The sequence below is a fragment of the Phenylobacterium sp. genome (genome assembly GCF_036677185.1).
In the GTDB taxonomy this organism is placed as follows: domain Bacteria; phylum Pseudomonadota; class Alphaproteobacteria; order Caulobacterales; family Caulobacteraceae; genus Phenylobacterium.
Genome location: NZ_JAKFEN010000027.1, coordinates 161,070 through 171,830 on the forward strand (window position 1 = coordinate 161,070; position 10,761 = coordinate 171,830).

Sequence of the window (10,761 nt, forward strand, 5' to 3'; positions counted from 1 at the left end):
CGACCAAGCTCCTGACTCCCGGCCCGGACGGGCATACCTACGACTTCGCCTCCCTGCTGAACGGCACGACCTATATCGGCATCCACAAGGGCGGCGGCGGCAGCTTCGCGGGCACGGGCTTCTTCAAGCTGACCGCGAACAACCTGGACACCTTCAAGCTCGACCTGAACGGCGGCTCCTCGGCCGTTCTGTATCAGACGGGCGGCGTGGTTCCGGAACCGGCGACTTGGGCGATGATGATCATCGGCTTCGGCGCGGCCGGCTCCATGCTCCGCAGCAACCGCCGCAAGATGGCCCTCGCCGCCATCTAAGCGCGCGAACCGAACAACATTACGCCGCCGACCCCTGGTCGGCGGCGTTTTGCTGTCTGGAACCTGGCGCTGCCGTCAGGCCTCCGGGCGCGGTTTGACCTGAAGCGGATCGTCCTCGTCCTGCTCGGCGCCGCGCACCAGGTCTTCGGCCGCATCGTTCACCGAGGCATGGACCTCCGGCAAGGCCTCCCCGAGGCCGTCGGCCTGCAGGCCCAGGGTGCGGCGGGCCGCCTCTCCCTGCTCGCCGAACAGGGCGCGGACGCGGAGTTCCTGCTGCGGCAGCGGAATCTCGAATCCGCCGCCACGCAGGGCGTCCTCGATGGCCCAGGTATAGGCGGCATGGGCGGCGTTGGGGCGCTTCACCGCCTCGACGGTGGGCCAGACCACCAGCTCGAAATTGAGACCGCTCGGCCCAAAACCCACCAGCCAGACCTGCGTCTTGCGCGCCCCGGTGTCCTTGAGGGTGAAGGGCACCTCGTGGGCGGCCTTCAACACGGCCTCACGCACGGCCTCCTTGTCGGTCCCGTAGGCAACGACGAAGGGGACATGCATCCGGCGGGTGCCGTTCTGGTGCGTCCAGTTGGTCACCGGCTGTTCGATGAGCCGCGAATTGGGGATCAGAACGTCCAGATCGTCATTGTTGCGGATGCGCGTGGCGCGGGGCCCGATCTCGGCCACCACCCCGCGCTCTCCGGTCTGCAACTCGATATAGTCACCGATGCGCACCAGGCGGTCGAACAGCAGGACCAGGCCGGAGATCAACTCCTTGACCACCCCCTGCATGCCGAAGCCCAAGCCGACGCCGAGCGCGCCCGCGAACAGGGCGAAGGACGACAGGTCGAGGCCCAGCGTCGAGAAGGCGGCGATCACCCCGAACACCACCACCCCGTAGGCGGCCAGCTTCTCGAAGATGTAGATCGAGGGCGCGGCCTCGCTCACCCGCCCGCGCACTCGCCGGAAGAAGGCCGAGACCAGCCGCGCGGCGATCAAGGCCGCGATGACGATCACCACGGCGGCGGCCAGGCTGCCCACCGTGATCGCCGTCTTGCCCAGCCGCACCAGTTCGAAGCTGGTCAGCCGGTAGAAGTCCGCGGCCAGGTCCCCGCCCATCGCCCCTACCCCACGCCCAGTTGAGCCCGGACGTCCCGCCGGTCGAAATAGGGGCGCTCGCGGACGGTCTTTTCGGGGGCGGCGCGCAGCGTATCGGTCATGGACATCTCTTCCTGGCTCGGGCTTCCTTGGTGGCCTCAACGGAGGATGTCGGCAAGTGCGAACCCGAGCGATCGACCCGACGCAGACCTCCTACGCCCAGGCCTTCGAGGTCGAGGGCGCCACGCGCTGGCTGTTCGTCAGCGGCCAGGTCCCGGCCGATCGCGACGGCGGCGTGCCGCAGACCTTCGGCGACCAGTGCCGGCTGGCTTGGGCCAATGTGGAGCGCCAGCTGGCGGCGGGCGGCATGACCCTCGACAACCTGGTCAAGGTCACGATCTTCCTGTCCGACCGGCTCTATCGCGACGAGAACATGCGCATCCGCCATGAGGTGCTGCAGGACCGCACCCCGGCGCTGACGGTGATCATCACCGGGATATACGACGAGGCCTGGCTGCTGGAGATCGAGGCCGTGGCGGCGGCTTAGACGCCGCAGGCGGCATTTGGACACGAAGACCACAAAGACCACGAAGAAGCGGGCTCGTCTGGCTCCCTTCGTGGTCTTTGTGGTCTTCGTGTTGAATAGGTACGCTGACGCGTCTCCTCCGGGCAAAGGCTCGCGCGACCTTTCACGCGACCCGGCTGATGCTATCCCTAGAACCGCTTGGGTTCGCCGTCGTCGAGGACCGTCAGGCGGCGCACGGTCAGTTCGTCGATCTCGAGCTTCTTGATCTTGGCCCGCCCGATCCCGACCTTGCCGATGGCCAGGGTGCCGATGGCGATGGCGCCGACCGCCAGGGCGCCGAAGGCCATGGCCCCCAGCATCAGGCTGCCCATGGCGCCGAGACCGATCGCCCCAGCGGGCGTGGCCCGCGGCGAGACGAGGACGCGCGTCCGTTCGGGGATGACCGTGACCCGGTTCATCTGTCCTTCTCCATCCCGCCGACCGCCGCCTGGGCCGCCGCGAGCCTGGCGATCGGAACGCGGAAGGGCGAGCAGCTCACATAGTCGAGGCCGACCTTCTCGCAGAACTCGATGGAGGCCGGATCGCCGCCGTGCTCGCCGCAGATGCCGAGCTTGACGTCGGGACGCGCGGCGCGGCCGCGCTCCACGGCGATGCGGATCAGGTCGCCAACGCCTTCCTGGTCGATGCTGACGAAGGGGTCCTTTTCGAAGATCCCCTTCTCCAGATAGGCGTTGAGGAACCGGCCCGAGTCATCGCGGCTGATGCCGAAGGTGGTCTGGGTCAGGTCGTTGGTGCCGAAGGAGAAGAACTCGGCGTTCTCCGCCAGGTCCCCGGCGCGGATGGCGGCGCGCGGCAGCTCGATCATGGTGCCGACCTGGTAGGCGACCTCGCGGCCGCGTTCCTTCATCACCGCCTGGGCGGTCTTGTCGGTAAGGATGCGGAGGAACTTCATCTCCTCGCCCTTGGCGACCAGGGGATGCATGATCTCCGGGATCGGCGCGGTCTTGCCGCTCTCGGCGATCTCGCAGGCCGCCTCGAAAATGGCCCGGACCTGCATCTCGTAGATCTCGGGATAGGAGACGCCCAGGCGGCAGCCGCGGTGGCCCAGCATGGGGTTGGTCTCGTGCAGCTCCTTGGCGCGGCGCATCAGCTTGACGGCGTCGATGCCGCTGGCCTTGGCCAGGCTCTCGAGGTCGGCCTCGGTGTGGGGCAGGAACTCGTGCAGCGGCGGGTCGAGCAGCCGGATGGTGACCGGCAAGCCCTCCATGATCGTGAACAGCTCGACGAAGTCGTTACGCTGCATGGGCAGGATCTTGGCCAGGGCCACGCGGCGGCCCTTCTCGTCGTCGGCCAGGATCATCTCGCGCACGGCGGCGATGCGGTCCTCGTCGAAGAACATGTGCTCGGTGCGGCAGAGGCCGATGCCCTCGGCGCCGAACTGGCGGGCGGTGCGGGCGTCCAGCGGGGTCTCGGCGTTGGCGCGGACCTTCAGGCGCCGGGCCTTGTCGGCCCAGACCATCAGGGTGGCGAAGTCGCCGGTCAGCTCGGGCTCGATCATCTGCACGGCGCCGGCCAGGATCTCGCCCCGGGAGCCGTCGACGGTGATGATCTCGCCGGCCTTGAAGGTGCGGCCGCGGACGCGGAACTCGCCGGCCTTGCCGTCGATCTGCAGTTCGCCGGCGCCGGACACGCAGGGCCGGCCCATGCCGCGGGCGACCACGGCGGCGTGGCTGGTCATGCCGCCGCGGGCGGTGACGATACCCTTGGCCGCGTGCATGCCGTGGATGTCCTCAGGGCTGGTCTCGTCGCGGACCAGGATGACCGCCTCGCCCGCCGAGCCGAGACGCTCAGCCTCGTCGGAGTTGAACACGATCTTGCCGGTGGCCGCGCCCGGCGAGGCCGGCAGGCCGGTGGTGATCACATCGCGCGGGCTGGCCGGGTCGATGGTCGGGTGCAGCAGCTGGTCGAGGCTGGCGGGCTCGACCCGCATGATCGCCTCTTCCTGGGTGATCAGGCCCTCGCTGGCGAGATCGACCGCAACCTTCAGCGCCGCCTTGGCGGTGCGCTTGCCGTTGCGGGTCTGGAGCATGTAGAGGCGCCCCTTCTCCACCGTGAACTCGATGTCCTGCATGTCGCGATAGTGGTGTTCCAGCTTCTCGACGACCGCCTTGAACTGGACGAAGACCTCGGGCAGCGCCTCTTCCATGGAGAGCGACTTCTCGCCCATCTCCTCGCGGGCGATCTTGGTGAGCGCCTGGGGGGTGCGGATGCCGGCCACCACGTCCTCGCCCTGGGCGTTGATCAGGAACTCGCCATAGAGGCGGGCCTCGCCGGTGGACGGGTTGCGGGTGAAGGCGACGCCCGTGGCGGAGCTGTCGCCCATATTGCCGAACACCATCGACTGGACATTGACCGCCGTGCCCCAGCTCTCCGGGATGTCGTGCATGCGGCGATAGAACTTGGCCCGGTCGTTCATCCAGCTGGCGAACACGGCGCCGACCGCGCCCCAGAGCTGGGCGTGGGGGTCCTGCGGGAAGGGCTCGCCCCGCTCCTGCTCGACGGCGGCCTTGTAGTCGGCGACGACCTTTTCCCAGTCCTCGGCGGTGAGCGCCGTGTCGACGGTGACGTCGAGGCGCTCCTTATGCTCGTCGAGGATCTCCTCGAACATGTGGTGGTCCAGGTCGAGGACCACATTGGAATACATCTGGATGAAGCGGCGATAGCTGTCGAAGGCGAAGCGCTTGTCGCCCGACAGCTTGGCCAGGCCCGCCACGGTCTCGTCGTTGAGGCCGAGGTTCAGCACCGTGTCCATCATGCCCGGCATCGAGGCGCGGGCGCCCGAGCGCACCGACACGAGCAGCGGGTTGGAAGGATCGCCGAACACCTTGCCGGTCAGCTTCTCGACCGTCGCCAGGCCGATGGCGACCTGGTCCTTCAGGTCGGCGGGATACTGGCGCTCATTGGCGTAGTAATGGACGCAGGCCTCGGTGGTGATGGTGAAGCCCGGCGGGACCGGCAGGCCCAGGGAAGACATCTCGGCGAGGTTCGCCCCCTTGCCCCCCAGCAGGTTCTTCATGGAGGCGTCGCCGTCGGCCCCGCCTCCGCCAAAGGAATAGACCCAGCGCGACTTGGTCAGCGTTTCGGTCGACATCCTTGTAGTCCTCCTTAGCCGTTGATTTGGCTGAAATCCGCGACCCGTCCCATCAGGTCTCGAACTTGAGCCAGAAGCCGCAAGCGGTTCTCGCGTTCCGCTGCTATCTCAGAATTCACTAATACACCCTCGAAGAAGGCGTCCACCGGTCCGCGCAGTCCCGAGAGGGCCCGCATGGCGGCGGAAAAGTCCTCGTCGTGCAACGCGCGGGCCACCAGGGGTTCGACCTGGTCGAGCGCCTTGATCAGGCCGCCCTCCTGGGCTGGAGCCGTGGCGACGGGGATGGCCGGACCCGCGGGCAGCGGCCCCTTCTTCTCCTCGGCGCGCAGGATGTTGCCGGCCCGCTTGTAGCCGGCCAGCAGGTTCGCGCCGTCCTCGGTCGTCAGGAAGGAATCCAGGGCCTGGACCTTGGCGACGATGCGCACCAGGTCGTCGTCGCCGAGCGCGAAGACCGCGTCCACGAGATCGTGGCGCTTGCCCTGGTCGCGCAGCACCACCTTCAGGCGGTCGGCCAGGAATTCCAGCACCTCGTCGGCCACCACCGGATAGGGGCGGAACTCATAGGCCACCACGCCCTCGGGCGGATCGCCGGCCGGGGCCGAGCGGTCGAAGCGGATGTCGAAGTCCTCGGCCGCGGCCACCACATAGGGCTTGCCCTCGAGCAGGGCGTCCTCGAACTCGTCGACATAGACCTCGAACACCCGCGAGGGCGAGCGAGCGAGCGCGCCCAGATAGCCGGTGGTGCGGCGGGTGGAGACGTAGAGGGCCCGCCCGGGATCCACGAAGCACTTCAGCGCGTGATACCAGTCGCCGACCAGTTGGCGGATCGGCGCGCGGACCTCGGACTGCAGCAGGATGCGGATCACGCCGAGCGCCGCGCGGCGCAGGGCGTAGGGGTCGCGCGAGCCGGTGGGCTTCTCGTCGATGGCGAAGAAGGCCGTGAGGGTGTCGAGCTTCTCGGCCAGGGCCACGGCCATGGTCACCGGGGTGTCAGGCGCCTCATCGGTGGCGCCGATCGGCCGGTAGTGATCGCGGATGGCGTCGGCGACGATGGCGCTGAGCTTCTCCTCGCGGGCGTAGTAGGCGCCCATCAGGCCCTGCAGTTCGGGGAACTCACCGACCATGGCGGTGGTCAGGTCGGCCTTGCTGAGCCGCGCGGCCAGCACCGCCTTGCCGACGTCGGCGCCGACGCGCGGGGCGATGTCCCTGGCCAGCATCTCCAGCCGCTCGACCCGTTCGCCCAGCGTGCCCAGCTTGGCGTGGAAGGTGACGCCGTTCAGCTTGGGCAGACGATCTTCCAGCCCGGTCTTGCGATCCTCATCCCAGAAGAAGCGGGCGTCGTTCAGCCGGGCCGACAGAACCTTGCCGTTGCCGCGCGCGATCTCCTTGCCGCCGTCGGCCGCCTCGATATTGGCCACGGTCAGGAAGTGCGGCGCGAGCTTGCCCGACCGCGGGTCGCGCACGGCGAAGTACTTCTGGTGGGTGCGCATGGAGGTGCGGATCACCTCGGGCGGCAGGTCCAGGAAGGCGGGGTCCATGTCGCCCAGGATCGGGGTCGGCCATTCGGCCAGGCCCGCCACCTCGGCCAGCAGGCCCTCGTCCTCGACAAGTTCCAGGTTGCGCGCGAAGCAGACGGTGCGCGCGCCGTCCATGATCCTGTCCTTGCGCTCCTCGGGATCGAGGATGACGAAGTGGGCCGCCAGCTTGTCGCGGTAGGAGTCGAAGTCCTTCACCTTGAAGGGCTTGCCCGAGCCCATGAAGCGGTGGCCCTCGGTGACGTCGCCGCTGGCGATCCCGTCGATGGTGAAGGAAACCACCTCGCCGTCGAACAGGCAGACGATCCGCTTCAGCGGCCGCACCCAGCGCAGGGTCCCACGGCCCCATGTCATCGACTTGGGCCAGGGGAAATTGCGAACGATCTTGTCGACCATCTCGCCGACGATCTCGGAGGTCGGGCGCCCGGCGCGGTGGATGTGGGCGAACCACAGGCCGTCCTTCTCCACCAGCTTGTCGCGGCTGATCCCCGCCTTGCGCAGGAAGCCCTCGATGGCCTGGTCGGGGGAGCCGACGCGGGGGCCCTTCAGGTCCTCGTGGCGGTCGCCCTGGGCGGCCGGCAGGCCCTCGGCCACCAGGGTCAGACGGCGCGCGCCGGCGAAGGTCTTCAGGCCTTCCGGCAGCAGGCCCTCGGCGGCCAGGTGCTCGCGGGCCATGCGTTCGAAGTCGCGCGCGGCCTGGGCCTGCATGCGCGCGGGAATCTCTTCCGAGAACAGTTCGATCAGAAGCTGGGGCATCAGGCGTTCCCACCTTCATTGGCCACCCAGGCCTCGGCGCACATCTTCGTCAGGTCGCGAATGCGGCCGATATAGCTCTGGCGCTCGGCCACCGCGATGGCGCCCCGCGCGTCCATCAGGTTGAACAGGTGGCTGGCCTTCAGCACATGGTCATAGGCCGGCAGCACGGTGCGCTGGCCCTGGGGCCCCCTGCCCTCCAGCAGCCGCGGCACCTGGGTCTCCATGTCCTCGAACTGACGCTTCAGGGTCTCGACGTCATAGAGGTGGAAGTTGGCCTCCGACTGCTGGCGCTCGTTCTCCAGGAAGACATCACCATAGGTCATCGGCTCGGGGCCGTCCGGATCGTTGAACGCCAGCTGGGTGAAGTGGTCGACGTTCTGGATGTACATGGCCAGGCGCTCCAGGCCGTAGGTCAGCTCGCCGGCCACCGGCCAGACGTCGAGCCCGCCCACCTGCTGGAAGTAGGTGTACTGGGTGACTTCCATCCCATCGCACCAGACTTCCCAGCCCAGGCCCCAGGCCCCGACAGTGGGGTTCTCCCAGTCGTCCTCGACGAAGCGGATATCGTGCAGGCGGGTGTCGAGGCCGATGGCCTCCAGGCTGCCCAGATAGAGCTCCTGCAGATTGTCCGGGTTCGGCTTCAGGATCACCTGGTACTGGTAGTAGTGCTGCAGCCGGTTGGGGTTCTCGCCATAGCGGCCGTCGCCCGGCCGCCGCGAGGGCTGGACATAGGCCGCCCGCCACGGCTTGGGGCCGAGAGCGCGCAGCACCGTGGCCGGGTGCAGGGTGCCGGCCCCCACCTCGACGTCATGCGGTTGCAGAATCACGCAGCCCTGACGGCTCCAATAATCATGCAGTTTCAGGATAAGCCCCTGAAACGAAAGCGGCTTTTGGGTGGGCATCGAATGGACTTCGCAGGCGCAAAAAAAGTCGGCGGACCATAGGGCCCGCCGACCGTCGCCACAAGGCTTTGAAGCGTCTCTCTAGTTACCGCGCGCGGCCGTGCGCCTGCCGGCCCGGGAGAGCGGTTGGCCGTACTTGGCGCGGTTCTCCGGCGTGTCGGCGACCGGGCCGTTGGTGACCACCGAGGTGGTGACCGTGGCCGAGACGTCGACAGCAGCGGCCGTGGCCGGGGTGGCCTCCGTCGTCTTGGTCCCTGGATCGACCATCGTGCCCGCCGGCGGATTGACGGCGGTGTCCTTCATGGCCGACGGCATGGCGTCGGCCGAGATCGGAGGGTTCGCGGTGTCGGTCGGCGGCGTCTGGGCCTGGGCCGCGCCAGCGAGAAACGCCGTCGCGGCGGCCGCGGTAAGCAAGGTCCTGAGATACATGGTCTTCACTCCTGGGTCCTGAATGAAGCCCGGTCCCCCGCATTCCGGGCCGCCCGACGAATTAGCGCGCCGGGTCGGGCTTAGTTCCCCTTCGCCTTGCTGCGCTTGCCGGCGTTGGAGAGCGGCTTGTACTTGGCGCGGTTCTCCGGCGTGTCGGCCACCGGCTGCATGGTGACGGTGGTGGTGCTCGCGGTGACCGCGGCCGAGGCGTCGGCGCCTGGTGTTGCGGCCGGCGCCGTGACGGCGTCGGTGGCCGGAGGCGTCGTCGCGTCGGCGGTCGGAGGGACCGCCTCGGGGGCCGGCGACGGTTCGGCGGCGGGCGGCGGAGCCTGCTCCTGGGTCGCGGCGTCGGCGCCGGCCTTGTCGGCGGAGGGCGGCGGCGTGGCGGCCTCGTCCTTCACCGCGGCCTTGGCGTCGGCTTCCGGTTCGGTGGCCGGGAGCGGCGACGGCGCCATCTCCTTGTTGTCCTGCGCCAGGCACTGAACGGCCTCCAACGCGGCGAGCTTGTCCTTCGGCGGCGCGGCCTTGGGCTTGGCGGCGGCGGCCGGCGGGGTCGCGGGCGTCTCCGGGGCGGTGGTTGAGGCCGCGGCGCCGCTGGCGGTCGCGGAGACTGCGCCCGGCGTCAGCACCTTGTCGACCACGTGGAGGATGCCGTTGCTGGCGGCGATGTCGGCCTGGACGATGGTGGCGTCGTTGACCATCGGCTTTTCGCCGCCGGAAAGCTCGACGGAGGGGCCGGCGACGGTGGCGGCCTTCCGCGTCGCGCCCTTGAAGTCGGCCGAGGTCACCGGCGCGTTGACGATGTGATAGATCATCAGCTTCTGAAGCTGGGCCTTGTTCTCGGGCAGCATCAGCTTTTCCAGCTCACCGGCCGGCAGGGCCGCGAAGGCCGCGTCGGTGGGGGCGAACACCGTCAGGTTCTTGTTGCTCTTCAAGAGGCCCGTGAGATTGGTCGCCTCGGCCGCCTTCAGGAAGGTGGTGAACTGGCCCGACGCCTTGGCCGTTTCGACGATATCGCCGGCCGCCGTGACCTTCGCTGCGGCCGTGGCGCCCGGCGCGGCGGCGTCAGGCGCCGGCGTGCTGGCGGCGGGCGGCTGGGCTGGCGCCTTGGTCGCCGGAGCGGCGGGGGCCTGGGCCTGCGCGGCGCCGGCCAGCAGCGCCGCGACCGCGGCTGTCGTCAGGAATCGGGTCAGATGCATCGGGTCCTCTGGGGGTTGGAGAGATCACGCCCTGGGCCAGGGGGAACCCGGCCGTCGCGGCTCACTACGCGTGGGGCGTCCAGGAGTTTCCGGGATCACGGCTTCGTGAGAGCGCGCCGCGGCGTCGCCTTCATTCGAACGGTCGAGGGTCGCAAACCGGGCGCCTGGAAGCCCAATACGCCTGACTTTTAGGCAAACACCTTGGCCGGCGCCTAACAAATAGGCTCGCGCGGCCTTTTCCTTGACCAGAGGTTACCAAGCGCCCTCGCCGCCCCTCGCCATCGATAGCGTCGCCTTGCTGTCGGAGGGGGAGTGCAAGCCGCGTTTCGCCGACGGCGCGGGAAAACAACCCACTGGCGCGTCTCGGCTTGGGCCGCGCGGGAGCAGGCGATGAAATTGATCATAGCGATCGTCAAACCCTTCAAGCTGGACGACGTGCGCGAAGCGCTCGTCGGCGCCGGCATCGAGGGGCTGACGGTCTCCGAAGTTAAGGGCTACGGCCGCCAGAAGGGGCAGACGGAGATCTACCGGGGCGCCGAGTACCAGGTGAACTTCGTGCCCAAGGTGAAGCTGGAGGCGGTCGTCGACGACGCCGCGGCCGGCAAGGCCGTCGAGGCCATCAAGGCCGCGGCCGCCACCGGCAAGATCGGCGACGGCAAGATCTTCGTCCTCAACGTCGAGGACGCAGTGCGTATTCGGACCGGAGAGTCCGGCACGGCCGCCCTCTAGGGCGCGTCGAACTCATCGGGACATGGGGATCACCACAATGAAATCATCGGGACTGCACAAGCTGACGGGCCTGGCGCTCGCAGCCATTATCGCCGGGGGCGTGCTCGCGCCCGCGGCCTTCGCCCAGGACGCCG

At 68.7% G+C, this 10,761-nt stretch carries 9 protein-coding genes and 1 pseudogene; 3 read left to right on the forward strand and 7 right to left on the reverse strand.

Annotated elements, in window-relative coordinates; all coding sequences use genetic code 11:
• Positions 1-206 precede the first annotated feature (206 nt).
• Positions 207-311: pseudogene (locus V6M51_RS23925) on the forward strand (PEPxxWA-CTERM sorting domain-containing protein); the annotation flags it as partial.
• Between the two features lie 75 nt (positions 312-386).
• Here the strand turns inward: V6M51_RS23925 and V6M51_RS16980 are convergent.
• Positions 387-1,421 (reverse strand): mechanosensitive ion channel family protein, encoded by a 1,035-nt coding sequence (locus tag V6M51_RS16980; protein WP_332769045.1) that lies wholly within the window; start codon positions 1,419-1,421, stop codon positions 387-389.
• Between the two features lie 157 nt (positions 1,422-1,578).
• Between V6M51_RS16980 and V6M51_RS16985 the strand changes: the two genes are divergently transcribed.
• A complete protein-coding gene (locus V6M51_RS16985) occupies positions 1,579-1,947 on the forward strand; it encodes a RidA family protein (protein ID WP_332769047.1) in 369 nt (122 codons plus the stop codon).
• Positions 1,948-2,114: 167 nt separating this feature from the next.
• Here V6M51_RS16985 and V6M51_RS16990 read toward each other — a convergent pair whose 3' ends face one another.
• From V6M51_RS16990 to V6M51_RS17015, 6 genes are all read right to left on the reverse strand, one after another.
• The gene (locus tag V6M51_RS16990; protein WP_332769048.1) at positions 2,115-2,384 is read right to left on the reverse strand and encodes a hypothetical protein; all 270 of its coding nucleotides are present in this window, start codon (positions 2,382-2,384) and stop codon (positions 2,115-2,117) included.
• Entirely contained in the window at positions 2,381-5,077 is a 2,697-nt protein-coding gene (gene ppdK, locus V6M51_RS16995; protein WP_332769050.1) for a pyruvate, phosphate dikinase, read from the reverse strand. Before ppdK ends, V6M51_RS16990 begins: the two co-directional genes overlap by 4 nt.
• A 14-nt stretch (positions 5,078-5,091) precedes the next feature.
• Complete coding sequence (gene glyS, locus V6M51_RS17000) at positions 5,092-7,368, reverse strand: glycine--tRNA ligase subunit beta (RefSeq protein ID WP_332769052.1); 2,277 nt, start codon at positions 7,366-7,368, stop codon at positions 5,092-5,094.
• Positions 7,368-8,270 (reverse strand): glycine--tRNA ligase subunit alpha, encoded by a 903-nt coding sequence (locus tag V6M51_RS17005; RefSeq protein WP_332769053.1) that lies wholly within the window; start codon positions 8,268-8,270, stop codon positions 7,368-7,370. The genes glyS and V6M51_RS17005 overlap by 1 nt, the downstream gene beginning before the upstream one ends.
• A gap of 81 nt (positions 8,271-8,351) precedes the next feature.
• Positions 8,352-8,699 (reverse strand): hypothetical protein, encoded by a 348-nt coding sequence (locus V6M51_RS17010; protein WP_332769055.1) that lies wholly within the window; start codon positions 8,697-8,699, stop codon positions 8,352-8,354.
• Positions 8,700-8,779: 80 nt separating this feature from the next.
• Entirely contained in the window at positions 8,780-9,898 is a 1,119-nt protein-coding gene (locus tag V6M51_RS17015) for a fasciclin domain-containing protein (RefSeq protein ID WP_332769057.1), read from the reverse strand.
• 390 nt (positions 9,899-10,288) lie between these two features.
• On the opposite strand from V6M51_RS17015, the gene V6M51_RS17020 reads away from it, so the two are divergent.
• Positions 10,289-10,627: a P-II family nitrogen regulator gene (locus tag V6M51_RS17020; protein ID WP_305584673.1), complete on the forward strand. Its 339-nt coding sequence runs from the start codon at positions 10,289-10,291 to the stop codon at positions 10,625-10,627.
• The last annotated feature ends 134 nt before the right edge of the window (positions 10,628-10,761 follow it).

Excerpts from the sequence above, each read along its gene's own strand:
- V6M51_RS16980 (WP_332769045.1), bottom strand. The coding sequence starts at position 1,421 with ATGGGCGGGGACCTGGCCGCGGACTTCTACCGGCTGACCAGCTTCGAA.
- V6M51_RS16990 (WP_332769048.1), bottom strand. The coding sequence starts at position 2,384 with ATGAACCGGGTCACGGTCATCCCCGAACGGACGCGCGTCCTCGTCTCG.
- ppdK (WP_332769050.1), bottom strand. The coding sequence starts at position 5,077 with ATGTCGACCGAAACGCTGACCAAGTCGCGCTGGGTCTATTCCTTTGGC.
- glyS (WP_332769052.1), bottom strand. The coding sequence starts at position 7,368 with ATGCCCCAGCTTCTGATCGAACTGTTCTCGGAAGAGATTCCCGCGCGC.
- V6M51_RS17005 (WP_332769053.1), bottom strand. The coding sequence starts at position 8,270 with ATGCCCACCCAAAAGCCGCTTTCGTTTCAGGGGCTTATCCTGAAACTG.
- V6M51_RS17010 (WP_332769055.1), bottom strand. The coding sequence starts at position 8,699 with ATGTATCTCAGGACCTTGCTTACCGCGGCCGCCGCGACGGCGTTTCTC.
- V6M51_RS17015 (WP_332769057.1), bottom strand. The coding sequence starts at position 9,898 with ATGCATCTGACCCGATTCCTGACGACAGCCGCGGTCGCGGCGCTGCTG.
- V6M51_RS17020 (WP_305584673.1), top strand. The coding sequence starts at position 10,289 with ATGAAATTGATCATAGCGATCGTCAAACCCTTCAAGCTGGACGACGTG.